Annotated in this window: 33 protein-coding genes, 1 tRNA gene and 1 pseudogene; 19 read left to right on the top strand and 16 right to left on the bottom strand. The window is 37.7% G+C overall.

The window, feature by feature from the left end:
- Positions 1-33 precede the first annotated feature (33 nt).
- From BMF77_RS09765 to BMF77_RS09760, 3 genes are read left to right on the top strand one after another with little or no spacing between them, the layout of a single operon-like run.
- Entirely contained in the window at positions 34-264 is a 231-nt protein-coding gene (locus BMF77_RS09765; protein WP_148762475.1) for a DUF433 domain-containing protein, read from the top strand.
- Complete coding sequence (locus BMF77_RS28975) at positions 261-371, top strand: DUF5615 family PIN-like protein (protein ID WP_366925014.1); 111 nt, start codon at positions 261-263, stop codon at positions 369-371. Before BMF77_RS09765 ends, BMF77_RS28975 begins: the two co-directional genes overlap by 4 nt.
- 25 nt (positions 372-396) lie before the next feature.
- Entirely contained in the window at positions 397-543 is a 147-nt protein-coding gene (locus BMF77_RS09760) for a type II toxin-antitoxin system HicA family toxin (protein ID WP_246863108.1), read from the top strand.
- Between the two features lie 36 nt (positions 544-579).
- On the opposite strand, the gene BMF77_RS09755 is transcribed toward BMF77_RS09760, so the two are convergent.
- The 6 genes from BMF77_RS09755 to BMF77_RS09735 form a co-directional block, all read right to left on the bottom strand.
- Entirely contained in the window at positions 580-915 is a 336-nt protein-coding gene (locus BMF77_RS09755) for a DUF5615 family PIN-like protein (RefSeq protein ID WP_148762470.1), read from the bottom strand.
- Positions 899-1,318, bottom strand: a complete 420-nt coding sequence (locus tag BMF77_RS09750) for a DUF433 domain-containing protein (RefSeq protein ID WP_246863107.1) — start codon at positions 1,316-1,318, stop codon at positions 899-901. Before BMF77_RS09750 ends, BMF77_RS09755 begins: the two co-directional genes overlap by 17 nt.
- A 10-nt stretch (positions 1,319-1,328) precedes the next feature.
- Positions 1,329-1,505 (bottom strand): hypothetical protein, encoded by a 177-nt coding sequence (locus tag BMF77_RS26630; RefSeq protein WP_168204422.1) that lies wholly within the window; start codon positions 1,503-1,505, stop codon positions 1,329-1,331.
- A gap of 165 nt (positions 1,506-1,670) precedes the next feature.
- On the bottom strand, positions 1,671-2,636 hold the full coding sequence (locus BMF77_RS09745) for an ATP-binding protein (protein ID WP_210422327.1): 966 nt from the start codon (positions 2,634-2,636) through the stop codon (positions 1,671-1,673).
- Positions 2,633-3,205, bottom strand: a complete 573-nt coding sequence (locus tag BMF77_RS09740) for a hypothetical protein (RefSeq protein WP_148762468.1) — start codon at positions 3,203-3,205, stop codon at positions 2,633-2,635. Before BMF77_RS09740 ends, BMF77_RS09745 begins: the two co-directional genes overlap by 4 nt.
- 28 nt (positions 3,206-3,233) lie before the next feature.
- Complete coding sequence (locus BMF77_RS09735) at positions 3,234-3,608, bottom strand: hypothetical protein (RefSeq protein ID WP_148762466.1); 375 nt, start codon at positions 3,606-3,608, stop codon at positions 3,234-3,236.
- A gap of 71 nt (positions 3,609-3,679) precedes the next feature.
- Between BMF77_RS09735 and BMF77_RS09730 the strand changes: the two genes are divergently transcribed.
- From BMF77_RS09730 to BMF77_RS09720, 3 genes are all read left to right on the top strand, one after another.
- Positions 3,680-4,327 carry a hypothetical protein gene (locus tag BMF77_RS09730; RefSeq protein WP_246863106.1) on the top strand — a complete coding sequence of 216 codons (648 nt, stop codon included), beginning with the start codon at positions 3,680-3,682 and terminating at the stop codon, positions 4,325-4,327.
- Between the two features lie 198 nt (positions 4,328-4,525).
- Positions 4,526-6,715, top strand: a complete 2,190-nt coding sequence (locus BMF77_RS09725) for a transglycosylase SLT domain-containing protein (RefSeq protein WP_148762464.1) — start codon at positions 4,526-4,528, stop codon at positions 6,713-6,715.
- A gap of 5 nt (positions 6,716-6,720) precedes the next feature.
- On the top strand, positions 6,721-7,305 hold the full coding sequence (locus BMF77_RS09720) for a Uma2 family endonuclease (RefSeq protein ID WP_148762462.1): 585 nt from the start codon (positions 6,721-6,723) through the stop codon (positions 7,303-7,305).
- Positions 7,306-7,419: 114 nt separating this feature from the next.
- On the opposite strand, the gene BMF77_RS09715 is transcribed toward BMF77_RS09720, so the two are convergent.
- From BMF77_RS09715 to BMF77_RS09695, 4 genes are all read right to left on the bottom strand, one after another.
- On the bottom strand, positions 7,420-8,205 hold the full coding sequence (locus tag BMF77_RS09715; protein ID WP_148762460.1) for an ion transporter: 786 nt from the start codon (positions 8,203-8,205) through the stop codon (positions 7,420-7,422).
- 51 nt (positions 8,206-8,256) lie between these two features.
- Positions 8,257-8,751, bottom strand: coding sequence for a hypothetical protein (locus BMF77_RS09710; protein WP_148762458.1), 495 nt, complete (start codon positions 8,749-8,751; stop codon positions 8,257-8,259).
- A 301-nt stretch (positions 8,752-9,052) separates the two neighbouring features.
- Positions 9,053-11,158 carry a pentapeptide repeat-containing protein gene (locus BMF77_RS09700; RefSeq protein ID WP_148762456.1) on the bottom strand — a complete coding sequence of 702 codons (2,106 nt, stop codon included), beginning with the start codon at positions 11,156-11,158 and terminating at the stop codon, positions 9,053-9,055.
- A 60-nt stretch (positions 11,159-11,218) separates the two neighbouring features.
- The gene (locus tag BMF77_RS09695; RefSeq protein ID WP_148762454.1) at positions 11,219-11,551 is read right to left on the bottom strand and encodes a hypothetical protein; all 333 of its coding nucleotides are present in this window, start codon (positions 11,549-11,551) and stop codon (positions 11,219-11,221) included.
- A gap of 94 nt (positions 11,552-11,645) precedes the next feature.
- Between BMF77_RS09695 and BMF77_RS09690 the strand changes: the two genes are divergently transcribed.
- Positions 11,646-13,193 carry a protein kinase gene (locus tag BMF77_RS09690; RefSeq protein ID WP_148762452.1) on the top strand — a complete coding sequence of 516 codons (1,548 nt, stop codon included), beginning with the start codon at positions 11,646-11,648 and terminating at the stop codon, positions 13,191-13,193.
- A gap of 16 nt (positions 13,194-13,209) precedes the next feature.
- Here BMF77_RS09690 and BMF77_RS09685 read toward each other — a convergent pair.
- From BMF77_RS09685 to yidD, 3 genes are all read right to left on the bottom strand, one after another.
- Positions 13,210-13,294: transfer RNA gene (locus BMF77_RS09685), tRNA-Ser, on the bottom strand.
- Between the two features lie 325 nt (positions 13,295-13,619).
- Positions 13,620-14,315, bottom strand: a complete 696-nt coding sequence (locus BMF77_RS09680; protein ID WP_148762450.1) for a M15 family metallopeptidase — start codon at positions 14,313-14,315, stop codon at positions 13,620-13,622.
- Positions 14,316-14,475: 160 nt separating this feature from the next.
- Positions 14,476-14,721, bottom strand: a complete 246-nt coding sequence (gene yidD, locus BMF77_RS09675; RefSeq protein ID WP_148762448.1) for a membrane protein insertion efficiency factor YidD — start codon at positions 14,719-14,721, stop codon at positions 14,476-14,478.
- A 51-nt stretch (positions 14,722-14,772) separates the two neighbouring features.
- Between yidD and BMF77_RS09670 the strand changes: the two genes are divergently transcribed.
- The 5 genes from BMF77_RS09670 (at position 14,773) to BMF77_RS09650 (ending at position 20,945) form a co-directional block, all read left to right on the top strand.
- Positions 14,773-15,480, top strand: a complete 708-nt coding sequence (locus BMF77_RS09670; protein WP_015081354.1) for a diacylglycerol/polyprenol kinase family protein — start codon at positions 14,773-14,775, stop codon at positions 15,478-15,480.
- A gap of 334 nt (positions 15,481-15,814) precedes the next feature.
- A complete protein-coding gene (locus BMF77_RS09665) occupies positions 15,815-16,177 on the top strand; it encodes a CTB family bacteriocin (RefSeq protein ID WP_148762447.1) in 363 nt (120 codons plus the stop codon).
- A gap of 608 nt (positions 16,178-16,785) precedes the next feature.
- Positions 16,786-18,294: an HlyD family efflux transporter periplasmic adaptor subunit gene (locus BMF77_RS09660; RefSeq protein WP_148762446.1), complete on the top strand. Its 1,509-nt coding sequence runs from the start codon at positions 16,786-16,788 to the stop codon at positions 18,292-18,294.
- A 123-nt stretch (positions 18,295-18,417) separates the two neighbouring features.
- The gene (locus BMF77_RS09655) at positions 18,418-20,586 is read left to right on the top strand and encodes a peptidase domain-containing ABC transporter (RefSeq protein WP_148762445.1); all 2,169 of its coding nucleotides are present in this window, start codon (positions 18,418-18,420) and stop codon (positions 20,584-20,586) included.
- Between the two features lie 71 nt (positions 20,587-20,657).
- Positions 20,658-20,945: a hypothetical protein gene (locus BMF77_RS09650; RefSeq protein WP_148762443.1), complete on the top strand. Its 288-nt coding sequence runs from the start codon at positions 20,658-20,660 to the stop codon at positions 20,943-20,945.
- Positions 20,946-21,155: 210 nt separating this feature from the next.
- Here the strand turns inward: BMF77_RS09650 and BMF77_RS26625 are convergent, their stop codons facing one another.
- Positions 21,156-21,323 (bottom strand): hypothetical protein, encoded by a 168-nt coding sequence (locus BMF77_RS26625; protein WP_168204421.1) that lies wholly within the window; start codon positions 21,321-21,323, stop codon positions 21,156-21,158.
- Positions 21,324-21,527: 204 nt separating this feature from the next.
- On the opposite strand from BMF77_RS26625, the gene BMF77_RS09645 reads away from it, so the two are divergent.
- From BMF77_RS09645 to BMF77_RS26620, 3 genes are all read left to right on the top strand, one after another.
- Entirely contained in the window at positions 21,528-21,713 is a 186-nt protein-coding gene (locus BMF77_RS09645) for a hypothetical protein (RefSeq protein WP_148762441.1), read from the top strand.
- Positions 21,714-22,019: 306 nt separating this feature from the next.
- Positions 22,020-22,229: a hypothetical protein gene (locus BMF77_RS09640; protein WP_148762439.1), complete on the top strand. Its 210-nt coding sequence runs from the start codon at positions 22,020-22,022 to the stop codon at positions 22,227-22,229.
- A 360-nt stretch (positions 22,230-22,589) separates the two neighbouring features.
- Positions 22,590-22,766 (top strand): hypothetical protein, encoded by a 177-nt coding sequence (locus tag BMF77_RS26620; protein ID WP_168204420.1) that lies wholly within the window; start codon positions 22,590-22,592, stop codon positions 22,764-22,766.
- 506 nt (positions 22,767-23,272) lie between these two features.
- Here the strand turns inward: BMF77_RS26620 and BMF77_RS09630 are convergent.
- Complete coding sequence (locus BMF77_RS09630) at positions 23,273-24,208, bottom strand: alpha/beta fold hydrolase (RefSeq protein ID WP_148762437.1); 936 nt, start codon at positions 24,206-24,208, stop codon at positions 23,273-23,275.
- Positions 24,209-24,440: 232 nt separating this feature from the next.
- The gene (locus BMF77_RS27250) at positions 24,441-24,620 is read right to left on the bottom strand and encodes a transposase (protein ID WP_246863105.1); all 180 of its coding nucleotides are present in this window, start codon (positions 24,618-24,620) and stop codon (positions 24,441-24,443) included.
- A 76-nt stretch (positions 24,621-24,696) separates the two neighbouring features.
- Between BMF77_RS27250 and BMF77_RS26610 the strand changes: the two genes are divergently transcribed.
- The 4 genes and pseudogenes from BMF77_RS26610 (at position 24,697) to frr (ending at position 26,616) form a co-directional block, all read left to right on the top strand.
- Complete coding sequence (locus BMF77_RS26610; RefSeq protein WP_168204419.1) at positions 24,697-24,864, top strand: hypothetical protein; 168 nt, start codon at positions 24,697-24,699, stop codon at positions 24,862-24,864.
- A gap of 49 nt (positions 24,865-24,913) precedes the next feature.
- A pseudogene (locus tag BMF77_RS09620) lies at positions 24,914-25,078 on the top strand (thioredoxin family protein); the annotation flags it as partial.
- A gap of 274 nt (positions 25,079-25,352) precedes the next feature.
- Entirely contained in the window at positions 25,353-26,081 is a 729-nt protein-coding gene (gene pyrH, locus BMF77_RS09615; RefSeq protein WP_015081365.1) for a UMP kinase, read from the top strand.
- Positions 26,068-26,616: a ribosome recycling factor gene (frr, locus tag BMF77_RS09610; protein ID WP_015081366.1), complete on the top strand. Its 549-nt coding sequence runs from the start codon at positions 26,068-26,070 to the stop codon at positions 26,614-26,616. Before pyrH ends, frr begins: the two co-directional genes overlap by 14 nt.
- Positions 26,617-26,682: the final 66 nt, after the last annotated feature.

Genomic DNA, 26,682 nt, shown 5'->3' with positions numbered 1-26,682 from the left:
TAAAATACTATAAAGTTAGAGAGATTAAATAATATGAGCTATCAAGATATTATTACCATTGAGCCAGATAAGCGGGGTGGTAAACCTTGTATTCGCCGGATGAGAATCACAGTTTATGATATTTTAGGTTGGTTAGCATCTGGTATGTCTTATGCAGAGATATTAGAGGATTTTCCCGAATTAACAGAAGACGATATTAGAGCTTGTCTAGAATTTGCTGCTGACCGTGAACATCGTTTAGTTGCTACGGTAGGTGCGGCTTGAAATTGCTTTTTGACCAAAATTTGAGTCGTAAATTAATAACTCGATTAGCAGATATTTTTTCTGATTCTAGTCATGTTCAGCTTCATGATTTAGCAGAAAAAACTTGATCACCAAACAGGTAGTCATATTCGATTGACAACTCAAGAAAATGGTAAACATCACATTACTATTCCTAATCATAGTCCAATTAAAATTGGGACTCTTAGTGCCATTTTACGTGATATTGAGAACCATTTTAATTTTACCCGCGATGAATGCCTAGCTCGATTATTTGAATAGTGGTTGACTGTGTTGGAATCAAAAGCGAGTTAATTTTCACAAAAATTCAAGTTGATTTTTCATATCTCCTGGTTCAAGTGTTTCCCAAATCAGAATTAAAGTATTTAAAATTTCACCAATTGAACGGCGTTTCTGATCACAATACGTAATTCCTGCATGAGTTATACCGCTACGATGAAGAATAACAAAATCATCATCATGAGTAATCAATATCCGATTTTCAGATAACGCAAAAGCAATTTGTTCTCTGTCTGATACACCCATTAATCCGGTTTCTGACGTTGTAGTAACATTGATTCCTCGACGATGTAAACCTAACGCGATCGCATTACTAACACTTTCATCTAAATGAAATTTAATTCTCTCTATCATTGCGTTTTTTCAGTTTTTGTTGCAGAATCGAAGGAGTTTGTGCTTGAATTTCTTGGATTAAAGCCTCTGATTCTGATATTTGTTGCCTAATTTCTTCCCGATGATCATGATAGTATGCTAAAGCAGCATAGACATCAGACAAGGTAATACTAGGATAATGGTAGAGAATTTCATCAGGAGACATTCCCATTTGTTCATGCCAAATCACAATATCCTGAACTCGAATCCGATGTCCAGCAATGCGAGGTTTTCCTCCACAAATACCAGGAGTGATTTCAATATGTTCTTTGATTACGTTGACGGACATACTATTATCAAGAGAATTATTTGCTCTAATTATATCACTAAAATCTGATAATTTAAGTTTATTTTTTATATTCTTGAATTGTTTGATAGTCGCCATTTTGATAAGCTTAACGGGCTTCTGCAATTTCGGAGATAATTTGGGAATTTTGTTCTATTAAATCTTCTTCATTTTCTGAAAGTTGTTCTTCTAGAAATTCTAAAAGTTGATGTTTTTCTTGTAAATTGAGAGACGAAATTGCCGCAATTAATGATTCAAAGGGAATTTGTAAGTTAACTACTGTCATTATTGATAATCCTTTTTAGATTAATTATATTTTTAATTATGTCATATTTTCAGCTAATATACTACCAGAGAGAGAAATTATAACTATAGGGTAGGTTAGCAACAGTAAAAAAAAGGTGCGTTATGCAGGGGAAACGCACTATACTTATACTGACTTATCTAAAAATTAATTAGATATTGCATTCATTCGCTCGGAAGGTAAGTCTACTTGACCATTGACAGGGGTTATTTTAAATTCCGGTTTTACAGAGGCCTGATTAGCTGCAATTATCTCAGTTATTGCTTCTATGAAATGAGATTGTGTAACTTGTTTTTGCTCTGTAATCTTATTTTCTTTTGCAGCAGAAACGACAGCTTTTAAAACTGCATTTTTAATATCTCTCCCTGATATTCCATCAAACTGAGATGCAAGTTGGGCAAAATCTACTGATTTATCTAAAGGAAGTTTTTGAGGAATTTGAACTTGCCAAATTTTAGCTCTTGCTTGTTCATCAGGTAAATCAATCTGAATTTTCCAGCGAATTCTGCTAATAAAAGCTGGGTCATAGTTATAAATTAAATTCGTTGCAAATATTACTATTCCTTCGTATGCTGACAGTTGTAATAACATGACACTGCGAGTTAAATTAACAGCCGTATCGGTTGATTGACTTACATTTTCTAGCCGTTTACCTAAGAATGAATCAGCTTCATCAAAGAATAAAACCGCGTCATTACTCGTTGCAAATTCAAAGGCTTTTGCAATATTTTTAGGAGTTTCACCAACATACTTAGATTCAAGTTGTTGGTAGGGAACTACTAGAATTTTCTTTTTTACTGAATGAGCAAATGCTTCAGCAGTGAGTGTTTTGCCAGTACCAGGTGGTCCTGATAAGTTGATAGAAAGGGCTTTATCTAATTTGTGTTTTTCACCCATTCCCCAGTCTTTGTAAATTAGGTCTTGATATTCAAGTTCAACTATAGTTGATTCGATTTGCTTTTTGCTTTTTTGTGGCAGTATGACATCTTCAAGAGAATATTTTGGTTCTCTTAAATAAGGTGTGAAATCTATTGTTGGTTCCGGTAATTTGCTCGATTGGGGTGAGTTATTATCAGTTCTTGGCATTACATTGTCTCCAATAAATATTCTCAATCGATCTGAATTATTAAAGAATTAAACCAAACTTCTTGTTTCATTTTTCCATAGGTATCTAGAGACTCAAATAAATTTTCAAAGGGCTTAAATATTTGCCTTTCAGCAATGGTTTTCGGTATTTCAGGAGGAGGCACAAATTCTGAAAATAAGGGAGTAAAAAGTTCTTCAACAATACTCCACCATTCTTGATATTCAGATTCTTCTACATTATTATTAAGAACATAAATTTGTTCTAACCTGGAAAAAGGAAAATTTGATTTTATGACTAAATCACGTTCATCAATTTCTGGTATAGAATAACCTTGATCCTCGTTTCTGGCTTCACTATTATAAAGCCATATTTGTAGATGTTTAAAGTTACAATTTCTAATTTTACGACTCTGACGAAAAATTTTTCTGACTATTAAATCATCAAAAAAACTTTGTGTCTCAGGCATAAAAACTACTTCATCATCTCTATTTTTTTGACCCGGTAAACCAAATAGTTCAATGGTTCTTAAAGTTCCATCTGGTTCGGGAGAACGAAAACCAACTGCTGTGTAGATATTATCAGAATCTTGTGTCATAGATAATCCTATAAAATTCAAATGTTTATCACCAATTTCGCAAAGTTAATATTTTAGCTTCAGATCGGTTCGTAGGTAAAGGAGAGCCTTGAGGTGCTTGTCCAAATTTCAATTCTTGTCCCGATTGAGGTGCTTGTCTAATACTAAAAACTTGTGAATCTTTCTTTTCGTGGTATCTGGGATCCCAAACCTCCATTAAGGTTTCACCTATCTCTTTTCCTGCGTAAAAAATTGCATACAAGACAACACCTACTCCATACGCTAAAATTAAAGCACTCCTAATTATTCTTTCCCATATTCTGTCGATTTCTGATACCAAATCTTCTAGAAAAGCTTTAAATCTTATTCCTAACCATTCAATCAACTGATCTAATAGGACACCCGCGCGTTCAAAAAAGCCCATTTAAAGCATCTCCAATTATGATGTGAAACTATATAGTGATTACGGTCTGGTTTTTCTTTTAATACTAGGGTATGCTACACCACACACTCAAACCTGAAAAGCGGAAAAAAGCGGATCGCAAAAAAAAATTACAAACAGACGGAAAAAGTCTGAAAAGTACGGATAAAGTCTGCTATCATTACTTGTGTCGCGTTACATTTTTAGCCATGCAGGTTAACGAACTACTACAACTTGTGGATGAGGCTGTCTATCTCAATACAGGCAAACGTCTCAATGACTTGCAACGTGGAGTTATTGAGGGAACACTCAAGCATCAAAAGTATGCTGATATTGCCGAAAATTGTGGTTGTAGCGCGGGTCATGCAAAAGATGTAGGTTACGAACTTTTAAAAATGTTATCTGATATTTTTGATGAACCAGTTGATAAAAGTAATCTTAAATCAGTTCTAGAACGACAGGGAAATGTGAATATTTCTTTGGGTAATAATAGTAAAATTAATAGTAATTTAATTGGCTGTATAAATCTTGGTTCTAAACAACCTAAAACTAAACCAGATAAAAGTCATGCTGGTAATTCTAAACTAAAGCAAAAAGATCAGAATAAAACTCAGATAGAAAAGATTAGTAAATTAAGGTATTTCGGCTTAAATGATGAGCAAATTGCAGAGGTATTAGAGTTACCTTTAGAGGTAATTAAACAAGTGGAATCAGATAAATAAAATATTAACGCCATAATAACTGCTTGCCATTTCAACCCGTTGCGACAAACTCGAAGAGAGATTATATTTATCCAAATAGGCGGAAAGTCCTGCATCATAGCCGTAAAAATTGGTCAGGGATGTTACCCTAATTATAAAGTTGCCAGAAGATTAATCGCCAACTTTCTCCGTGAGACACTAGGCAATCAGTGAGTATCAATGTTCAAAAAACTACAGAAAACACAAATTTATCTACTTGCGGGCGCTGGACTATGTGCCTTTTTAGCCGGGGCAATGGTGTCAGCCCCCCAAGTTGGCAAAACCGTGAGTCAATGGTTGAACTTGAGTCAGGGTAAGCCGGAAAAATTATCTGAGGCTACCAAAGTTAAGTCAGTTGTATTTTCTCTATTGTCTCAATCTGTACCAGAAAGATTAACAAAACTCACGGAAATTGCTCAAACTGGTAGTTCCCCAGATCGAGAACGCGCCCGTTATTTGCTCTCTTGTGATTACGTAGAAACTTCTCAAGGGAAAAAAGCCCTGAGTTTATTGGCAGGACTGGAAAAAGATTATCCTGTATTAGCTCCTTACATTTTACTTAAACAAGCCCAGGCTCATGATATTTTGGGCGAAGATAAGCAAGCTTCCGATTTGCGCCGCAGGGTGTTAAAGGAATATGGTAAAGAAGCAGCCGCAGTTAAAGCTATATATGCGATCGCTCAACCAAAATTGTCTGATCAAGCGATCGCTCAATTTCCCTCCCATCCCCTCACTTGGGAAATTATCCGCAAACGCTTAAAAGATAATCCTAATCAGCCTAAGTTACAATTAATCTTAGCTAAATACGCCGCTGACGAACCAGGAATTGTGGGTGTATTAAATCAGTTAATAAAACAGCCACAACTCAAACCCGCAGATTGGGAACTGATTGGTTCAGTCTATTGGGATAACAATGAATTTACCAAAGCTAAAAATGCTTATATTCAAGCACCAAAAACCGCTACCAACCTCTACCGCATCGCCAGAGGATTACAATTAAATAAAGAACAAGATCAAGCCATTGAAGTTTATAAACAACTGCTACAAAAGTTTCCCACAGCCAAAGAAACAGCTATAGCCCTATTAAGATTGTCCGACATAGCTACGGGTAAAGACTCTATTATCTATCTCGACCAAGTAATTAGTCAATTTCCTGACCAAGCACCTCAAGCATTAATTAAAAAAGGGACTTTGCTGGATAGTCTCAAAGATAATCAATCAGCTAACACAACATGGAAATTATTACTAGGTAAATATAGTAGCAGTGATGAAGCCGCTGAATTTCGCTGGAAAATTGCCCAAACTAAAGCTAAAAACAACGACTATCTAGGTGCGTGGCAATGGGCGCAACCAATTACTATTAATAACAAAACTAGTATTTTAGCCCCTAGAGCCGGATTTTGGGTAGGTAAATGGGCAACGACACTAGGCAAGCAACAGGAAGCTATTACTGCTTATAAGTCTGTAATTAGTGAATTTCCTTACTCTTATTATGCCTGGCGTTCTGCGAGTATTTTGGGTTTAAATGTGGGAGATTTTAACAATCTGCGCGTGATGAATCCGGCAATTATCCCCCCGCAACGTCCTGTTCCACCAGCGGGTTCTGAGACTTTTCATGAATTGTATTTGCTGGGGCAAGATCGTGATGCCTGGTTGCAATGGGAAACAGAATTTAAAAATAAAAATCAGCCTAGTGTCGCGGAACAATTTACCGAAGGATTGATGAAATTAACTAAAGGTGAATATCTCATTGGTATTGACAAAATTGCTAAATTAGAAGACCGAGAAACACCCGCTGAAAAAGCCGAATATGCAGCTTTAAGTCAACAAGCTATTTATTGGCAAGCCCGTTATCCCTTTCCTTATTTTAAAGAAATTGAAAAATGGTCTACTTCCCGGCAACTTAATCCCCTGTTAGTTACGGCTTTAATGCGCCAAGAATCTCGCTTTCAGGCGAAAGTTAAATCCCCCGTTGGTGCAACTGGTTTAATGCAAATTATGCCCAGTACAGGGGCATGGATAGCCCCACAAATCGGTTTAGATTTTAAAAAAATCAATCTAGAAAATCCCAGCGATAACATTATGTTGGGGACTTGGTATTTAGATTATACCCATCAACAGTACGGCAATAATTCCATGTTAGCGATCGCTAGTTATAATGCCGGACCTGGTAACGTTGCCAAATGGTTGCAAACCATCCCTAAACAAGATCCAGATGAGTTTGTGGAAGGAATTCCTTTTGATGAAACTAAAAATTATGTTCGGCAAGTTTTTGGTAATTATTGGAATTATCTGCGACTTTATAACCCAGAAGTTTCTGCTACAGTCAGTAAATACTCGGAAGCACACCCCAAATTACCACCAAATTGATATCTATGATTGCAACTCCCAGCTATAACTATCTTTCCCCCGTCGAATATCTCCAAGGGGAAGAAACCAGCCCTATTAAGCATGAATACAGAGACGGAGAAGTGTACGCAATGGCAGGGGCTAGTAATACTCATGTAATTATTACTGGCAACGTCTTTGCTATGCTGAGAAATCATCTGCGTGGCAGTGGCTGTCAAGCTTACATTGCCGATACCAAGGCACATATTGAATCAATTAATACCTATTACTATCCTGATGTCATAGTCAGTTGCGACCAAAAAGATAAAGCCTTTAATAACTTTTTGCGTTATCCCTGTTTAATTATCGAAGTTTTATCTTCCACAACAGAAGCCTTTGATAGAGGTGATAAATTTGCTGACTATCGAAATTTAGAATCACTTCAGGAATATGTGTTGATAAGTCAAACGCGGATAAATGTCGAAATTTTCCGGCGTAATTCCGAGGGACAGTGGGGATTTTACAGTTATGGACAAGGGGAAAATGTGCATTTAGCAAGTGTAGATTTTCACTGTCCGATAGAAGATGTCTATGAAGATGTGAATTTTGAATCTCCTACTGGAGAAAATTGACCTAACTCCTGACTCCTACTGCTAAATTTCAACTTTCAGAGGGAACAGAAAAAACTCATGTTTAAAAACATGAGATGGAAATAATGACACTGTTTTTTTTGGACTACCCATCTTTTAAGGATCAATTATCAATTGTTTACCACACCTTTTACAAAATCCAGCATCTGTATCATGAAACGCTAAACCGCACCCTTGACAAACAGTTTCCACCTGATTTGCAGTTTTTACCAATCGTCTAATTAAGTCGCCAATTTGCCACGGAATCAGAGCCACTCCTGTTAAAATCATCAATACTGTCAGTAACCGACCTAATTCAGAAATGGGAATCACATCACCAAATCCCACCGTTGTCATTGTGACAACGGAGAAATAAAAGGCATCTAAAAAAGTATCAAAATTCTGAGGATTAACAGGATGTTCAACTTGATAAATGAAGCCAGAAAAAATAAAAACTATAGCAAATAAAGTAAATAATATTCTGGCAAAAATTACACTATCTTCATTACTAATACTACCAAATAAAAATTTTTTATCAATAAATCTCAGTAAACGGAGAATTCTCACCCAGCGGAATAACCGAATAAAACTAATATCTACCAATCCGATAAAAGATGGCAAAATTGAGATTAAATCAATAATTGCATAAAAACTCAGAATATATTTAATTCTATTTTTTGTACTCCATAAGCGGAGTAAATATTCCCCAGCAAAAATCATTAATATGCAATCATCTAATCCTCTTAACTGCCAGCGAGCTTCTTGAGAGAGATTATAGGTTTCCGCGACAAAAATTCCCGAAGATACTAAAACCAATAAAGCAATAGTTACACTAATTACCTTACCTACAGGAGTTTCTAGGTCTGTTAAGTAAAACTCTAATTTTTCTCGGTTCAGCACCATCTTTTCAAGAACTCAAAAATTAAAAAATTATTACCAATGACAAATGACGAATTAAAACCTTAACCCAACTCCACCTTGTAAAGATAAAGCTGTACCACCAGTATTCCGGTAGGCATCAAAAGCAATAATAGCATTACCAAAAATCACAGTATTACTATTAGGAATAACATAATCAATGCCTGGTTGCAAAGCAAAGCTAATTTTATTACCTACAGGAGAAGCTATATCACCACTAGTTAAGACTAAACCAGCACCTAAATAAACATCAGTTTGCCAGTTGAGAGGGAGGTCATAGGAAACAGTCGGGACTATGGCTGTGCCTTTACCAATTAACGCTTGAGCGCGGAAAGAAATGGGTGTTTCTAGTAACTTGTAACGAAAAGCCAGGACTCCACCCAATTGCGTACCATCTGTCAATCCCACAGTTGGACCAATACCAACATAGCTACCATAAGCTACCTGAGCTTGTACTGGTTGAGAGTTTACAGCTAAACTCAAAACGGTTCCCATTCCCATTACCCCAAGCCAACACTGAAAATGCTTCATTACCCTACTCCTGACACAATCTGTATTTAATATAACTTAGAGGGTGTTTGAAAAGTTTTGAATGTATAGACTGACCCCTCTCCAAAGCTCTCCCCTGCAAGGGGAGAGGCTTTAAAACCCCCATTCCCTTGCAGGGAAGGGGGGTAGGGGGGTTAGGTTTTTGGAGATTACTGGTTTGATATAATACTTTTCAAACAACCCTTAGCAATACCTTCGCCTTGAAAAAAGCCTTGATTCGTAGGTTGGGTTGAAGCATGAAACCCAACGCATTTGTTGGGTTGCGCCTCATCCCCTCATACCATTATGGACAACGAGAATGTAGTCCACCTTGAGTACAAATAAATGCCAGTTGTTGAGGATCTAAATTTTTAGCTTTAGTAAAATCTACTCCTTTGATTGAGGCATTTTGAGAACCAATATCAGGTGTTTCCACAAACTGATCTGCGGGATTTTGTTTACCGGCAAAGAGGATTGTACCTTGAAAATTTGCTCCGTCCACATTTGCTTTTCGTAAATCAGCCCGACTTAAATCAGCATTTTGCAAATTGGCGTTTTCTAAGTTAGCGGAACGCAAACTAACACCAGTCAGCCGAGTAGCAGTTAAGTTAGCATCGCTGAGATTAGCATAATCTAAATAGGCTTCAGATAAATCTGCACCTTGCCAATCAGTTTTGGTTAAATTTGCATAAGCTAATTGTGTCCCAATAGCAGAAACACGCACTAAACGAGCAGCATATAAATTTGCTTCTGTTAAATTAGCATTGCTTAAATCTGCATTTATCAAGCTGGCATTTTCTAAAATCGCATTTCGTAAATCTGTACCCACTAACTGGGTACTACTGAGATTAGCAGCAAATAAGCGGGTGTAGGATAAGTTGGCTTTGTTGAGATTAGCCCGACTTAAATCACTCCGACTCATGGAAACACGGCTCAAGTTAGTATTACTTAAATTAGCTGCCTTTAACTGGACGTTGCTTAAATCTGCAATCACATCATCGTAAGTATCCCAACGTCCATCTTCACCGACGCTGCGAAAACGGCTACCTTGGAAATTAGCTTGGTTAAGATTTGCCGATTTCAAGACAATTCCTGATAAATCAATGTTGTTTAATACCAGGTTAAATAAGGACTTTCCCCCAGATGCTTGAGAACCTAATTCAGCTTTACTCAAGTCAATATTGTTAATTTTGCCACTATAGACAGCCAGAATTTTATTAATTACCTGCTGAGTCAGAATTAACTGGTTTTGTCTAATGTCCGAATTAGGACTTTTACCCATAGATGCTAGTTCTTCCGCGAGAAACTGATTCATCCGGTTTAATTCCGGGATAGCTTTAAAACCAGTATTAGTTAAAGCTTGTTGAATAGTATCCAGGGTTTTGGGGTCTGTTTCCTTGACTAATAAGTCAATTAATAATTTGATGGATTGTTTATCATCTATAGTCCCCAAGGCTAACACTGCTCTTTGTCGATCTTCATTAGTAACACCGCTGCTGGGATTTAGTGCTTTGATGAGTTCGATAAACTTTTGACTATTAGTTTGTTCGCTTCTCCGTTGGCTTTCTTGGGTTTGGATATAGATTTGTGTACCGACTAAAGTTGATAGTACAGCAATCATACTAGTCAGCCCTACCAAAAACAGACTGAGATAAGAATTATTTTTGGGGACTGGAGTGGAACTAGATTTTTGAGTTGCAGCACTATCTACATCAGCTTCGTTTATTGTTGACTGCTCCCCAGGATGACTAACCGTGCTGGTTGCATCTATTGTGTATGTTCCTGCTATTTGATCATGGAAAGAGCGGCGATGCTTTTGGACAGGCCAGCCCTTAGACTCTGCTAGGATCATTAACATCGTTAAAGATGTAAACAGAGCTAAGTTGGGGAAAATAAAGCTGTAACGCCAGAGTAGATAAGCGGCAGAAACTGGTACTGTCCAACGCCCTAATCCTTCTCTAACTATGATTGCACCTAAGCCTGGGGCTGTTCCGGCTTCGTTTACTACTCGCACTCTAAACCACCGTTTGGGAATGGTGCTGCCAGTTTTAGCTAATAAATATAATTGCCAAGCACCGAAGCTGGTGGGTAATAATAGGGCTAATGTCCATAAGATATTAGTCGGCCAAGCGACGTTGCGAATACCGTAACTGACAGGTAATGCGAGGGGTCTAGCGATCGCTTTTTCTGTGACTACGAGAACAGGGTTAAGAGGAACTCGCTGGATCTCACTCCGAGAATTTACATACACGCCCAAAGCATAAGGAACTAAACCACTGGCAATAAAGAGGGTGATTTCCACCGTCCAAGCCACAAAACGCCTGGTTGCTAATGGTGTAATTTTAGCTTTCTTCGGTTCTTTGGAGCGGCTAGACTGACTACTACTTTTGCCGATCATTGGATTTGCCATTGAATAATTACCTGTGATTTTTTTTACGCGACTATTGGCATGATTAAAATAGGCTATTGCTTATTTTGCCTTTCTATTAGCAATAAAAAATTTGTATCCAAGATACACTAACACTGCCAACATCGCTAGACTCATAACAGAAGCAACTAGAGCAAATACTGTTTGCACCATCCAAACAGTTAACAACATGACAATACCTGTGACTGCCAGCTTTTTAATTGTTGATAAACTATTAAACCAATTTCTGGATCTTTGTAAATACAAGTTCCATTGAGAAAACCCTGTCAGAGGTGTCTGTGCTTCTGGTTGCGGAGGATTAACACCAGCAGATTTAATTTCTGCTGCTAGATTTTGGAGACGACGCTGCAAATCTTCTTCTGGTTGAGAGTTCATAAATTTTTATTGATCATGATCAATGAATTTAAGGGGATGTGGAAACCCCATCTTCAACGAAGTAAGATGGGGTAGTTCATGACTGAAAAACCCTATGATAGCAGGTACAATTTTGCAGAATGGAAAATATACCATCCTCCAGGAAATAGGGCGGGGCGGATTTGGTGTTACCTTTAAAGCTATGCACCACTATTTAGGTCAAGAAGTGGTGATGAAAACTATCAATGAGAGGTTGCGACAAGATCCCGATTTCCCTAAGTTCCAGCGCCAATTTCAAGATGAAGCTAAAAGATTAGCCGCTTGTGTTCATCCTCATATTGTCCGGGTAAGTGACTTTTTTGAGGAAGATAGTTTACCTTATATGGTGATGGAATACATTCGCGGAGACACCTTAGGTGCAGCATTTGTTTTACCAGGAATACCCCTACCAGAAGCTACAGCCATTCATTATATCCGTCAAATAGGCGCAGCATTGCAGGTTGTACATAATAATGGTTTATTGCACCGAGATATTAAACCAGATAATATTATTTTGCGTCAAGGAACGCAGGAAGTAGTGCTAATTGATTTTGGCATTGCTAGAGAATTTAATAACGGGGCAAAACAGACACATACAGGTTTAGTCAGTGAAGGTTATGCACCCATTGAACAGTATCTAACCCAAGCACAACGAACAGCAGCTACAGATGTTTATGGTTTAGCAGCGACTTTATATGCACTGTTAACTGCACAAGTTCCTATACCTGCATTACTGCGAGATCGGGAAAAAATGCCCTCTCCCCGTGAATTACAACCTCATCTGAGTGGGGCTGTGAATCAAGCAGTTAGCCGAGGAATGGCTGTAGAACCTCAGTTTCGTCCGACAACAGTAGCAGAATGGCTGCAACTACTACCGGGAAATGGGCTAAATGTGACATCATCAACTTTAGCGACTCAAGCAGTACAGACTATTAATTTATCGGATTTAAAATCCAAAAATTTCCTCAAAAAAGCTACTCCCCGTCCTATTGCTACACCACCAAAAGTCGCAAATACAGGCAAAAAAGCAGGTGTATCGAAGGGAATTGTGAGCATTAGTATTGCCTTAATTGCCGCTACGGCAGGTTTTAGTATGACGCGGATATTATCAAAACCTAATTTACAATCATCACCTAAACCAGTTATTAAACAATCTACTTCCGAATCTATTCCACCCAAACCTGTCGTGGAAATATCACCATCATCTCCAAATCAAAAAATTCAAAATTCCTCTTTTAATGAATCTGTACCACTGAGAGTCAGGAGAAAACGCAAAAATACTCCTGTTTCCCCAGAACCAACCCCTACTAATAATAGTAGTGATGAAGAAAAAGCCCCTGAGAATAACAACTCTCAGCCCACTCCAACCCCGAATACTACAATTAATAAATCAACACCGGTTGTGACTTCTTCACCATCCTTAATGGATACCCTGCGTGACGCTAAAGAATCCCAGAAAGCTTCTCCACCTGCAGAAAATACTGCACCGGAATCTAATCCCGTAGTCACTCCACCCCAGGAATCTCAACCAGAAAATTCTTCGGCTGTAGTAGTTCCAACTGTAGAAATAAACCAAAATCAAGTGCCGGAAAGTCCGCAGCAAAAGGAAGAAAAGCCGCAATAATCATTATTTGAATCAACGGAGAGGGGGGGATTCGAACCCCCGTTGAGTTTCCCCAAAACGCATTTCGAGTGCGTCACCATCAACCACTCGGACACCTCTCCAACATCAACTGTGAAATAAAAACTTCACGAGTAGTTTGTCAAGATAAAAATGATGGACTGTACTGTAAGCGTCTCGATCACGCGGGCAAGATGCCTGTACTGTAAGCGTCTCGCTCACGCGGGCAAGATGCCTGTACTGTAAGCGTCTCGATCACGCGGGCAAGATGCCCGCACTACCAAAAACCCGTCAAAATAAATTTGACAGACTACTAGCATCAGCAAGAATTATAACACAACCTATTGAAAATATCAAACTTTGCGTCTTTGCTCCTTTGTGCCTACCCGGCGGGATCTCTCTTAGAGATTGCGCGAAACATAAATTCATTTAACTTAATCGTCCATAACGGGCTGTCATCACAGTTTCGGGATGAGATTGATTATATAACCAAGCCCACATTTGATCACCAAAAGAAAAATGCCACCATTCTCTAGGATTGCGTTGAAATCCAGCTTTTAACATTACATCCCGTAATAATTGCCGGTTAGTATTATAGCCTTGATGACTATGAATATAATAGTCTGGATGCGATCGCTCGGACATCTCATCAATGGGTGAACCCATATCCACAATTTCCCCAACATCATTGACTAGAGTAATATCCACCGCAGCCCCCGTACTGTGGGGAGGAGGGGTTTTCATATCTAAACTGGGTACAGCCCAAATTTCATAAACCGCTGTCCATACATCTTCCCGTTGCTGGGGTAATAATTCCTTTTCCGTCAAACCCCGTTCTCGCAACGCTTCCCTAAAGCTGTAATCTACCATAAACTGCTGCACAGCCACAGGCCGATAAGCATCGAATATTTGAATAGACCAATGGGGATGTAGTAATTGTAAATGATTTTGCGCCTGAATTAAATTTTCAACAACACTTTGACGCAAGTAATAAGGTGAATTTCCGCCATAATTAGCACCTAACTTTTGATAAGGGTGAGGAGATGCCACCGCAAACAATTCCAGAGGAATTTTAACTAAAGGTTCACCACATTCAATAATGGGAATTTGGTAATAAGGTCGCATTTTAACGCTTGTGAAATTCTATGTTTTTAAACTTTGACTCTCTAAGACTCTGCGCCTGGAGCGTGTTAGCGAAGCGGGGGGAAGCCCGATAAAATCATATTCTGAATCAGAAATTCCCAAAAAACTATCCGTGTAATCCAGTAATCCCTTAAATCCGTGTTCACTCTTCATGCTGACAACAAGATTTTTCTTTCACATCTGGAACAGGATCATAACCTCCTGGATGAAAAGGATGACAGCGTAAAATCCGCATGATAGCCATCCAACTACCCCGAAATACCCCAAACCGTTCAATAGCTTGAATTGCATACATGGAACAAGTAGGTTGAAAGCGACAAGTCGGGGGAAACAGGGGAGAAATAAAGAAGCGATAACCCTTAATTAGCCAAATCAATAATATTTTCATGTCCAAAGCTCATAAAGTAGAATTAAAGTTAAAAATACCTCTATTCCCTCATTGTTTAACACATTCCTCAGCTTAGAAAACCTTTCCCCATTGTCGCTGCAAATTGCCCCCGCTGCGGCTTGGGTAGGATTAATTATCTGCATTGCTTGGGTAGTTAGTCGTTTTACTGATAGTGAACCGGAAATCATTCGTAAAATCGTGCATATTGGTACAGGTAACGTAATTTTAATTGCTTGGTGGTTAGATATTCCCTCTTTTGTGGGAATTACTGCGGCAATTTTTGCGGGTATTATCACCTTGTTATCTTATCAATTCCCTATTCTTCCTGGTATTAATAGTGTCGGTCGTCAAAGTTTGGGAACATTTTTCTATGCTGTGAGTATAGGTGTTTTAGTGGGTATTTTTTGGTATTTACACCAACCCCAATATGCTGTTTTAGGAATTATGACTATGGCTTGGGGAGATGGATTAGCTGCTTTAATTGGGAAACGGTTTGGTAAACATAAATATGTGGTTTTTGGTTCTCAAAAAAGCTGGGAAGGTTCTTTAACAGTGACTTTAATTAGTTATTTTATTTGTGTAACTCTTTTACTGGTTACTCAAGGTAATATTTGGCAAACTTGGATGGTTTCCTTAATTGTCGCCGTAATCGCCACGATTTTAGAAGCCTTTTCTTTTTTGGGCATAGATAATTTAACAGTTCCTATCGGTAGTGCTACCTGTGCTTATTTGTTAAATCAGTTACTCTCTCATTACTGAATAATTCCTGATCTAGCAAAATGATTTTTCTGAAATTAGAGATATCTAAAAACATAGATATTTAATTTTCTGTTGAGTAGAAATCCGAATAAATTCATATATTCAGAGTTTTCTGTAAAAACCACAAATATACATTGTGCAGATTTTATGTGAGCTAGGATTAATCTTTTAATAATACTATTCTAGTAATTAAAAACTATTTTGTCTCTACTTTTAGAGGTAAATTTGCAAACTTTATTTTCTACCCGTAGGTTTATGAATTCTTAGGCAACAATGCTTATAGTTGAGTTGTTAGGTGATGGAACACCTAATTACGTAAGTGAGGCTAATAATTGTGTTAAATCAAATCAACGCATCCGATTTAATTGTTGCTTTATCTGATCAGCAACAAGAAATAGTGACTGGTGGGGCTGACTTTGAACTAGCTGCTAGTAACTATGCTAACAAAGGATCACTTTTAATGGGATCAAGCGTCTCCGGTCCTCAAGGTAGTAGTGCTAACTCCGTAGGTAAGGCTAATACCATATTGACTGCGGGACAAGATTTCTTAGGTTTAGGTGCAGACCTTCCTGCTGGTGTAGGGGCTTTAGGTCCAGCAGTGCTACCAAATGATGCTGCAATTACAGCCCCAATCGCAGCTCCTGGACCTAGAGCTGCAATTGGAACATTAGGTGCAACTGGTACGGTTATTCAGTAAATATGGGACTCTAAGCCTATAATTTGCCCAATGTCAAAGCAGCACTAAACTAGTACACTGCGGCGTAAGTGAATGAACCATTTTTAAGCCTTGCAATCAGTCAAATTTTCGCAGCTTTTAATGGTCATTTTATTTACGCCGTGTTGTACTAGTACCGCAGAGTGGTATTGAAAATTAAGAATTAAAAACTAAAAAAGCAAATTACACCAGCTTTTTAAGGATTTTTAATGGTTACTTATTTTCGCTACTCTGAACTGCTAGTCAACAACTTTTTTAGACAACAAAGGGGGTTAGAGGAGATGACAATAACTTGCTCAACGTAAGTGAGGACTTTGAGAAAGTTTGATTCTTCTCCCCCATTTTCTTCACGCTTAATCCGCATCGAAGATTTGAGAAAGATAATTCCCACAACTAGGGCATAACCATCTCTACCCCCTTCACTAAATTATAACCGATGATCAAATTAATTTTCACAATGTGAATAGAGAAATTTAATTGTTTTTATTGCTGTCAATTTATTACCTAAGATAGTTACTTTTCGGCTGCATGATAGTAGTAATTTCTATCTTAGGTGAGACTATTTTAGTCCTAATCAAAGGTGTAATCCCGTGAACTCCTTACAGAGTCAAAATAACAATTCTCCCTATAATTTAAATAACTCGACTACAGAGGATTTGCATATACTAGAAGCTAATGAGTTTCTCCCCCATATCGGTAAATGGATTCATATCGGTGGGGGGGTAATGATTAGTATGTTTGTAGTGGCTGTGAGTCTTACTTCTGTCCTCTATTACAACATCACAGTTAAAGTCCCTGCAACTATCCGACCATTGGGAGAATTACGGTTAGTTGAATCTGGCATGACGGGAACTGTGAAAAGAATTGTCGTTAAAGAAGATCAGCTAGTAAATAAAGGAGAAATAATTGCTTATATTGATGACTCCCAACTGCAATCTCAAAAAAGACAACTGCAAAATACTATCCAGCAAAGTCAATTACAACTTATTCAAATTGATGCTCAAATTAATCAGGTCAATACTCAAATAATTTCTCAAACCAACTTAAATGAGCGAACAATTATAGCTGTACAAGCTGAATTGGCTGGAATTAAGCGCAACTATAACGATCAGCAAATTAAAGCTGGTGCGGAAATGACACAAGCTAAAATAGCGATAAATTTAGCAAATGAGCAACTAGCAAGATTACAAAAAGAAAGGGTATTAATAGCTACTGTAGAAGAAGCAGAAGCAGCATTAAAACTGGCTACTTTACAGCGCGATCGCTTACAGAGTATAGTTACATCAGGAGCAATATCTCGCAATTTAGTTGAAGAAAAAGAACAAGCTGTTAAATCGGCTCAAGCCAAATTGGAACAAGCTAAATCTAGCACTAAAAATCTCCAAGAAGAAAAAGAACAAGCTGTTAAATTAGCCCAAGTCAACTTACAAAAAGCCAAAATTGCCGTTAATCCCAGTAATGCAAATGTGACAATTGCCTTAGAAAGAATTAGGCAGGAAAAAGCCAGAGGTGAAAGCAATTTAGCCGCTTTAAAAAAAGAACGAGAAACATTAATTCAGCAACGGTTAGAATTACAAAAACAACAGATTCGCACTCATCAAGAATTACAACAGTTAGACAATGAGTTAAATAAAAGTGTGATTCGTTCCCCAGCTAATGGCACACTCATGCAGCTCAAACTTCGCAATCCTGGACAGGTTGTCCAACTCAGTGAAGCTCTTGCTCAAATTGCTCCTGTGGATGCTCCTTTAATCATTAAAGCTCAAGTTTCTGCTAAAGATATTGACAAAGTAAAACCTGGTCAAATAGTACAAATGCAGGTTTCAGCTTGTCCCTATCCAGACTATGGAACTCTCAAGGGAATTGTAAAAACAATTGGAGCAGATGTCCTAGCAATTCCCCAAAATAATTCAATTATTAGCACACCCCAGGTAGCTACTTATCAAATAAATATTGAACCACAAAATCTATTTTTAGCAAAAGGAAATCATGTATGTGATCTCAAATCTGGTATGGAAGGACGCGCGGACATTATTTCTCGTCAAGAAACTATCATGCAATTTATTCTCAGAAAAAGTAAATTAATCACCAATTTATAAATAAGGATTGAGGTTTGGTTAAGTAATAGCACAACCCGACAAAAACAGCACAATAGAACAAAGACTTGCATAAATTTGGGTTTCCTATCGTCAACTCAACCTACTAAACTTTTTTGGATAATTATGTTCAATATCTTTAAAAATCATCAAAATTATCAGTGTACTTTACAGTTAAGTGAAGAAGACTGTGGGGCAGCTTGTTTAGTTTCTATTACCAAGCACTATGGACGCTTTTTAAGCATGATTAAAAGCCGAGAAGCTGTGGGGACTGGACAATTAGGAACAACATTATTAGGTTTAAAACGAGGTTCAGAAAATCTTGGTTTCAATGCTAGAGCGGTCAAAGCTTCTCCAGAAATTATAGACAGAATTACAGAAATTACATTACCTGCAATTATCCATTGGCAAGGCTATCATTGGGTGGTTTTATATGGTAAAAAAGGCAAAAAATACGTTATTGCCGATCCGGCTGTGGGACTTCGTTATCTGACCAAAGAAGAATTAACCAATGCTTGGAATGGCGTAATGCTCTTATTAGAGCCAGATTCAGACCGCTTTTTTGAACAACCCCAAGAACAATCAAAAGGTGGTATCACGCGGTTTTTTTACCGAATTTTACCATTTCGTGGTTTATTAACTCAGGTTTTAATGATTAATATTGTCCTGGGTTTACTAGCTTTAGGAACTCCTGTTTTAATTCAATTATTGACAGATGATGTTCTCGTGCGTGGAGATGTGCAATTACTCACTGTTGTAGTTTCCGCAGTCGTAGTTATGAGTTTATTTAGTGGAGGTTTACAAGTATTTCAAGCCTTAATGATTTCTCATTTTGGGCAAAGATTACAATTGGGTTTAGTCTTGGAATTTGGTCGTAAACTACTGCAATTACCCTTAAATTATTATGAATCTCGTCGCAGTGGGGAAATTACTAGCCGACTGCGAGATATTGGCGAAATTAACCAATTAGTATCCCAGATTGTGATTGTTTTACCCAGCCAATTTTTTATTGCTGTGATTTCTTTTTGCTTAATGTTATTTTATAGCTGGCAATTAACAATAGCAGTTTTATTAATTGCTGCTTTTATGACTTTATCAACCTTACCTTTTTTACCAATTCTTCAGCAAAAAACCCGCAGTCTCTTAGTTTTAGGAGCAGAAAATCAAGGTGTTTTAGTAGAAACATTTAAGGGCGCACAGGTAATTAAAACTACAAATGCTGCTCCTCATTTTTGGGATGAATTTCAAAGTCGGTTTGGTCGTCTAGCAAATCTGGCTTTTAGTACGGTTCAAATAGCAATTATCAACGGGACTATTGCTAAAATTATATCTACAATTGGTGGTGTTATCTTGTTAGGATTGGGGAGTATGTTAGTAATTAAAGGCAATTTAAGCATTGGACAAATGTTAGCTTTTAATACTTTGCAAGTCAATGTTTTAGCTTTAATCAACTCATTAGTTGGCTTTGTTGATGAATATTTTCGTTCCCAAACAGCAGTTTCTCGATTATTAGAAGTTATTGATGCGACACCGGAAGTGGTAGGAGGAAGTCAAAAGCCAACTGCACAAATTTCTAGTGTGGCAGATATTAATTGCTCTCATCTTCAATTTCATCACGCAGGTAGAATTGACTTATTAGATGATTTTTCTCTTCAGCTTCCTGGAGGAAAAACTATTGCTTTAATTGGTAAATCTGGCTGTGGTAAAAGCACTTTAGCTAAATTATTAGCTGGTCTATATGTTCCAGATTCAGGTAATATTCGCATCGGCTTTTTTAATATCCAAGATATTGCTTTAGATTGTTACCGACAACAAGTAGTTTATGTTCCCCAAGAACCTCATTTTTGGAGTCGGACAATTTTGGAAAACTTCCGTTTGGGTACACCTAATATTTCTTTTGAAGACATAGTTGAAGCTTGTGATATTGCTGATGCAGATGGTTTTATCAGTCAATTACCTAATAAATATCAAACCGTATTAGGGGAGTTTGGTGCAAATCTTTCTGGGGGACAAAGACAAAGATTAGCGATCGCTCGCGGAATTCTCACAAATCCACCTATACTCATTTTAGATGAAGCTACCGCCGGACTAGACCCCATGAGTGAAGCTCATGTTCTAGATCGGCTTTTGGAACATCGTACAGGTAAAACCACAATTTTAATTACCCATCGTCCTAGCGTCATTCATCGTGCTAATTGGATTGTTCTCATCGAAAAAGGTCAAGTACAAATTCAAGGGACTCCGCAGACATTCCTCTCAAAACCCGGAGAGCATTTACAATTTTTAACTGTATAAATCAATATTGTCAAAGTTTTTATTTTCCTATTCTTTAGCCAAACCTAATTACTTATGTAAGGAGTAATAATATGCCGAAAAATACTCAATTATTTAGATATCTTTCCGATACAGAACAAGAATCTGTAGTTGGTGGGCAAATATTTCCCATGTTAGGTTTATTCAGTGAAGGTAAATTATTCTTCCAAAAAACTGATTTAGAAACTGAAGGAAAAAGTGATTTAACACTCGCTTCAGGTGACTCCACCTCACAAACTAGCAAATATAAATTATCCCAAATTACTATGGCACTTTCTTTTACTTTTGGGTTAATAACTATTAGTTCTAGCGCTGACAGGTTAAGTAATTTGTTTTCATAACATAGCCAGATTTAAATTTAAATATTTTCTTGTAGGGACAGCTTTATTTTCTGCTCTACATTTTTTTGTCTGAGTTAATAAATAACTATTGATTTTTAAATTGGTAGTTTGGTTTATTTTTAATGATTAAAAAAGTCCAACTCCGCAGTGGGAATTAGACTATAAATTGATTAACAAAGAACTGAAAACTCGATGAAAATCTATGGTTTATTAAGGTAGACCAGTAACTCTTACATTGATAGTAGCTGGATAACTTCTACCACCGTAGCGAAACCTACCATTAGCCCTTATTGTTCCTTCTTTACCTCCAGATATAAGTTGTTGTTCCTCTGTAGATAAATCAAAAAGTAAATCAGATTGAATCGTATTAACTGACATCACTCTGCCTCATTCTTAACACTGATTTAATTAGCATTAGCAAGTATGAGATGGTAATTCATACTTTTAGTTCGTTTATTTATAACTTCAGGAGAATTTAATTCTCTCACAATAGATTTATAAATAGAAGATAGGATCGCACATAGATAATACTTTCGTTTATTTAAGTGTGTAAACTCCAACTATTTATTGAGGCTAATAATCATGTCAAATCAAGTCATTCAATCTAATTTACTTGTCGAATTATCCACCGAAGAACAGGAATTTTTATCTGGAGGAAGGAAAAAATGTTACAAGAAATGCTATTGGGTTTGTCCGAAATCTGACGATAGAGATAGAGATAGAGATGGAGGTCGTGGTGATAATGAAAATATGAGTGAGGAAGAATGATACAGCTAATCTCATCAACTCGGCAATTATTCAGTAGAGTTTAATAAATATATAGCTTCCTCAAAAATTGATTATTTTTGAGGGAGTTTCTTGTAACAGAGAAATATTAAATATTTATTTATAAATACTGTGATGATTTTGATGTATTTATACTTTCAATCATTAAAAATTAATATATAAATCAAAAGATAGAAATTATGATTATTAATTTCTAACTAGGGAATCATTAAAAATATTCAGATAAAGCTTATAAAAGGATTAGAACTGAATCATATCGATCCTATTAACTAACGGAGGCTAATAATCATGTTTAATCAGAATACCAAATTTGAATTATTTGTAGAACTATCCGCAGAAGAACAACAACTTTTATCTGGGGGATGTTACCAATCACCTCCTCCTTCTTGTAAACCTAAAAAACAAAAATGTGGTTGCGACTCCCAAAAATATGATCAATATCCAGCTTCTGAAAGGGATGAGAACTATCCTGAATCGAACTCTATGCCAGGTTGTTAATACTCTTTTTTAGTGGGTAAAGTCTATAAACTGAGCTATTCTTAATAGTCTTAGTTTTCCAACCTTGTAGTTATAGGGTGAGGAGAAATTTTCAGATAACTTGCTTGATATCAAATATCAACAGTATCTTATGCCAAAATTCGGGCGTAACTTTCTCCTCTCACCTTTTTTTACATGGCACTTTAAAATTGCCATAGCCTATCTATAGTTAGAAAATAAACTTATTTATGTGAATCAAAAGATATAAATTATAAACTAATATTTATAACTATAGAATCATTAAATTAGTGATAAATATCTTTATAAAAGAAGCATGGTTGTCCGAAGCCTAATAGAAATTAATTGAGGTTAACAATTATTATGTCAAACCAAAATATTCCATCTCAAAATATTCCATCTCAAAATATTCCATCTGATTTAGTTGTAGAACTATCCATAGAAGAACAACAGCTTCTATCTGGTCGTGGTGGTGGCTGGGGATTCCCCCGCCGTCGCTGGGGTGGTGGTTGGGGCTGGAGACCCCGCCGTCGCTGGTAATAAGTTAGCCCAATTCATTTAGATTTTAATACTCATATAGCTCATTCAAAAATAATCAGTTTTTGAGTGAGTTTTTTTAACAGACAAAAATTAAATATATATACGTCAAACAATGGAAATTCTAATTATTAGTTTATAACCATAGAATGATTACATTGATCGAAAATACCTTTATAAACTAAGCATGGGCAAATGCTCAAGTTATAGATATCTTAGCTACTCCCAGAGAAGGCGAAAAACTTAAACTTCCCTCAGCGATTGACCCGCATAAAAAGTTAGTTGCTGAGATTAAATCTGAATCCGCCTGGTATTACGAAGTTAGCAAAAATGTCCCTCAGAAGGCGTTAGCTGATTTACGCCAAGCATGGGATAGGTGTTTTAAAAAGACAGTTCCTTTTAGGAACTACGGTCAGAAACGGTAAGTTCTACCGAGATAGCCTGTGGAGCGGACAAACCTCTTAGAAGTCATTCTAAGACCGTGATTAAACAGGAAATAAACACTAGGATTATCGCTGTCCAGATGTGTCTAGACTTTGGTAATTTTGGGTAAGTTTTATAGAACGGATAGATTGATATTGATCAATAATCCAATCCTGTAAAATAGGATTAACTAAATCAGGAGCTTCATCTTGAGGACAATGTCCCACACCTTCTAAAGGAATAAACTTTTGAACTTGGGGAAAATTGGCTAACTCTTGGCCTAAATCAATAGCTTCCCAAGGGTCAGCCGTTCCCCATAAAATAATTACCGGACAAGATAATCTAGGTAATAAGTCTTCCGGTAAAGGACCACTAGAATAAGCAGTGAACGCCAAAAATACAGCAGCAGCCCCAGGATCTTTTGCTGGTATCATCAAAATGTCAACTAACTCATCTGTCACCGTTTCCCCGTTAGCATAAGCCTGTAAAAGAATCTTTTTAACTGTTTGTGGTTGAGCTAGGCGATTGAAAAAGAAATCACCTATTGGTTTAATCGCCAAGAAATTTTGGAGAATTGGCGTACCAAATCGCTTTAGCCAAGGTAAATTTACGCGTTTACGATCATGTAATAACCGCAAAGAACAGTTAAGCAAAGCAGTTCCCAAAGCCATATCCGGGTTAATTACCGCCGCTTGCATAGCCACAATACAACCAATAGAATTACCTACTAAAAATGCAGGTTCACCCACCACTTCCTGACAAAAATCTGCTACTTGTTGTCCCCAAGTTTCTAGGGTATAACTAATTTTTTCCCCTGGTGTGGGTTTAGCTGAACCACCAAAGCCAATTAAATCAATCGCATAAACTCGGCAATTTGCCGCTAAGGCTGGAATGTTTTTGCGCCAATGTAACCATGACGCACCAAAACCATGAATCAAGATCACAGCAGGTCCAGTAGTACCTTGAGTTTGGTAACAAATAGAGAAATCTTGCCAAATCCAGGTTTTTGGAGAAGTTTTCATGGTAAATGCAATATTGATAAATGAAAGTTTTTGCCGAGCGTCATCAGTTAAATTTCCGTTCTATAAAACTTACCCAAAATTACCAAAGTCTAGACACATCTGGACAGCGATAACCTTAGTGCTTATTTCCTGTTTAATCACGGTCTTAGAATGACTTCTAAGAGGTTTGTCCGCTCCACAGGCTATCTCGGTAGAACTTACCGTTTCTGACCGTAGTTCCTAAAAAGAACCGCTACGCTACAGGGATAAAAATATCCGCAAACCATCGGTCAATATTCTTAGCTGCGTTGAGGTCACGATCCTCTGTATGTCCACAATCAGGACAAACATAAACGCGGTTTTTTAATGGCATTTTATGACGATGATTACCGCAGTTAGAGCATATTTGAGAACTGGGGAAAACCCGATCCACAAGGATTAGTTCACTTGATTCGACCTTCAATGTTGTGCTATGATATCTAGTATATCAGACATATTAGGATTTGGCAATGCCTCGGATTAAATTTAAACCACAAAATCAGGTAGCGTACGATAAATCACCTTTGCAATTTAAGGTTTTACCTGGAGTCAGGGAAAAAATTAAAGCCGTCCCTGACTGGCAGCAACGGTTAAGGGATTTTGTTGATCAACTTATTGAAGACTTGGACAAACAGTAATATATGGATAGTTATGGGTAGGAATTATCAAGCTGTTTCTACCCATAACTATATGTGGGACTCAACTCAAGATGTTACCCGCAGCTTTGGTGTAATTAGTCCACCTACAGCCTTTTTGATAGATAGCGATGGGATTATTCGCTATCAAGGGCAAATAGATGAACACACCCAAACAGCATCAGCGCAGGGAGTGGATTATTTAAGAAATGCGATTATACTCAAAACGGTTGGGACATGGACTTTTGTAAAATCACGAAAAACCTAGATTTGTAGGGGTTTAGCATTGCTAAACTCCTACCCGCTTAAATCAAATAATTAAGTTGTGTTGAGTATACTTGTTTATTGCAAGATTAGCAAATACAGCCAGCCCAAACCGAACAAATTGGAACTTTATATAAATAACAGGCAACCTAAATAGAGACAGATAGTCACTGTCCTGCTATCTTAAATTGGAGGCAATTGCAACTTTTTTGATAAAGCAGAACTTCATGGGAACGAATTACCGACGGGTTTTACTTAAACTGAGCGGTGAAGCCTTAATGGGCAACTTGGGCTACGGCATTGATCCAGAAGTGGTCGAGGGAATAGCCAAGGAAATAGGAGAGGTGATAGCCACTGGTGTCCAGGTGGCCATCGTTGTTGGTGGTGGCAATATTTTTCGAGGCATTAAAGCAGCATCAGCAGGTATGGATCGGGCAACCGCTGACTATATCGGCATGATTGCCACAGTCATGAACGCCATGACCCTGCAAGATTCCCTAGAACGGATGGGAATTCAGACAAGGGTACAAACCGCCATTGCTATGCAAGAACTAGCAGAACCATACATTCGCCGTCGTGCCATCCGTCACCTTGAAAAAGGACGGGTGGTAATTTTTGGGGCTGGTTCTGGTAATCCCTTTTTTACCACAGATACGACTGCGGCCTTACGAGCAGCAGAAATTGAAGCAGACGTGATTTTTAAAGCTACTAAAGTAGACGGCATTTACGATGCTGACCCCAAACTCCATCCTGAGGCCAAGCGTTTTATTACTCTTACTTACGCCCACGTTTTGGCTAAAGATTTGCGAGTCATGGATAGTACCGCAATTGCTCTATGTAAAGAAAATAATCTCCCTATTTTAGTATTTGACCTAACGGTGCGAGGTAACATCCACCGGGCAGTCATGGGAGAATCCATTGGCACTCTTGTGGGAGGTTCTTGTGAAATTAGCTGAAGCTGAGAGCATGATGCAAAAAACCGTTGAGTCCACTCAACGGGCTTTTAATACAATTCGTACTGGTCGCGCCAATGCGAGTTTATTGGATAAGGTACAAGTAGAGTATTACGGTACACCAACTTCCCTAAAAGCACTGACAAATATTAGCACACCAGATTCTTCAACCATCCTGATTCAGCCCTACGATAAGGGCAGCTTGAATATCATTGAAAAAGCTATCTCTTTGTCGGATGTGGGTTTAACTCCCAGTAACGACGGTAGTGTGATTCGGTTGAATATTCCCCCACTAACTAGCGATCGCCGTAAAGAATTTGTCAAACTTGCGGCTAAGTACGCAGAAGAAGGTCGTGTAGCAATTCGCAATATCCGTCGTGATGCTAACGATTCCATTCGCAAACAGGAAAAAAGTGCCGAAATCTCCGAAGATGAATCACGAGATCAACAAGACAAACTCCAAAAACTGACCAACAAGCACACAGAAAAAATCGACCACTTGCTTGTAGAAAAGGAAAAAGAGATCACCACCGTCTAAAAAAGGCAAGAGGTAAAAGGCAAAAGGCAAGAGGATGATTTTTATTTCTCTTTGCCCCCGCTTTCC

The sequence above is a fragment of the Dolichospermum sp. UHCC 0315A genome (genome assembly GCF_008121535.1).
In the GTDB taxonomy this organism is placed as follows: Bacteria; Cyanobacteriota; Cyanobacteriia; order Cyanobacteriales; family Nostocaceae; genus Dolichospermum; species Dolichospermum lemmermannii.
Note: the sequence above shows the minus strand (reverse complement) of the source record. Positions and strands in the feature narration are given on the sequence as shown.

Bases quoted from the DNA above. Each gene is read 5' to 3' on its own strand.
- BMF77_RS09765 (WP_148762475.1), top strand. From the start codon at position 34: ATGAGCTATCAAGATATTATTACCATTGAGCCAGATAAGCGGGGTGGT.
- BMF77_RS09755 (WP_148762470.1), bottom strand. From the start codon at position 915: ATGATAGAGAGAATTAAATTTCATTTAGATGAAAGTGTTAGTAATGCG.
- BMF77_RS09750 (WP_246863107.1), bottom strand. From the start codon at position 1,318: ATGGCGACTATCAAACAATTCAAGAATATAAAAAATAAACTTAAATTA.
- BMF77_RS26630 (WP_168204422.1), bottom strand. From the start codon at position 1,505: ATGACAGTAGTTAACTTACAAATTCCCTTTGAATCATTAATTGCGGCA.
- BMF77_RS09740 (WP_148762468.1), bottom strand. From the start codon at position 3,205: ATGACACAAGATTCTGATAATATCTACACAGCAGTTGGTTTTCGTTCT.
- BMF77_RS09735 (WP_148762466.1), bottom strand. From the start codon at position 3,608: ATGGGCTTTTTTGAACGCGCGGGTGTCCTATTAGATCAGTTGATTGAA.
- BMF77_RS09730 (WP_246863106.1), top strand. From the start codon at position 3,680: ATGCTACACCACACACTCAAACCTGAAAAGCGGAAAAAAGCGGATCGC.
- BMF77_RS09725 (WP_148762464.1), top strand. From the start codon at position 4,526: ATGTTCAAAAAACTACAGAAAACACAAATTTATCTACTTGCGGGCGCT.
- BMF77_RS09720 (WP_148762462.1), top strand. From the start codon at position 6,721: ATGATTGCAACTCCCAGCTATAACTATCTTTCCCCCGTCGAATATCTC.
- BMF77_RS09715 (WP_148762460.1), bottom strand. From the start codon at position 8,205: ATGGTGCTGAACCGAGAAAAATTAGAGTTTTACTTAACAGACCTAGAA.
- BMF77_RS09710 (WP_148762458.1), bottom strand. From the start codon at position 8,751: ATGAAGCATTTTCAGTGTTGGCTTGGGGTAATGGGAATGGGAACCGTT.
- BMF77_RS09700 (WP_148762456.1), bottom strand. From the start codon at position 11,158: ATGGCAAATCCAATGATCGGCAAAAGTAGTAGTCAGTCTAGCCGCTCC.
- BMF77_RS09695 (WP_148762454.1), bottom strand. From the start codon at position 11,551: ATGAACTCTCAACCAGAAGAAGATTTGCAGCGTCGTCTCCAAAATCTA.
- BMF77_RS09690 (WP_148762452.1), top strand. From the start codon at position 11,646: ATGATAGCAGGTACAATTTTGCAGAATGGAAAATATACCATCCTCCAG.
- BMF77_RS09680 (WP_148762450.1), bottom strand. From the start codon at position 14,315: ATGCGACCTTATTACCAAATTCCCATTATTGAATGTGGTGAACCTTTA.
- yidD (WP_148762448.1), bottom strand. From the start codon at position 14,721: ATGAAAATATTATTGATTTGGCTAATTAAGGGTTATCGCTTCTTTATT.
- BMF77_RS09655 (WP_148762445.1), top strand. From the start codon at position 18,418: ATGTTCAATATCTTTAAAAATCATCAAAATTATCAGTGTACTTTACAG.
- BMF77_RS09650 (WP_148762443.1), top strand. From the start codon at position 20,658: ATGCCGAAAAATACTCAATTATTTAGATATCTTTCCGATACAGAACAA.
- BMF77_RS26625 (WP_168204421.1), bottom strand. From the start codon at position 21,323: ATGTCAGTTAATACGATTCAATCTGATTTACTTTTTGATTTATCTACA.
- BMF77_RS09645 (WP_148762441.1), top strand. From the start codon at position 21,528: ATGTCAAATCAAGTCATTCAATCTAATTTACTTGTCGAATTATCCACC.
- BMF77_RS09640 (WP_148762439.1), top strand. From the start codon at position 22,020: ATGTTTAATCAGAATACCAAATTTGAATTATTTGTAGAACTATCCGCA.
- BMF77_RS26620 (WP_168204420.1), top strand. From the start codon at position 22,590: ATGTCAAACCAAAATATTCCATCTCAAAATATTCCATCTCAAAATATT.
- BMF77_RS09630 (WP_148762437.1), bottom strand. From the start codon at position 24,208: ATGAAAACTTCTCCAAAAACCTGGATTTGGCAAGATTTCTCTATTTGT.
- BMF77_RS26610 (WP_168204419.1), top strand. From the start codon at position 24,697: ATGCCTCGGATTAAATTTAAACCACAAAATCAGGTAGCGTACGATAAA.
- pyrH (WP_015081365.1), top strand. From the start codon at position 25,353: ATGGGAACGAATTACCGACGGGTTTTACTTAAACTGAGCGGTGAAGCC.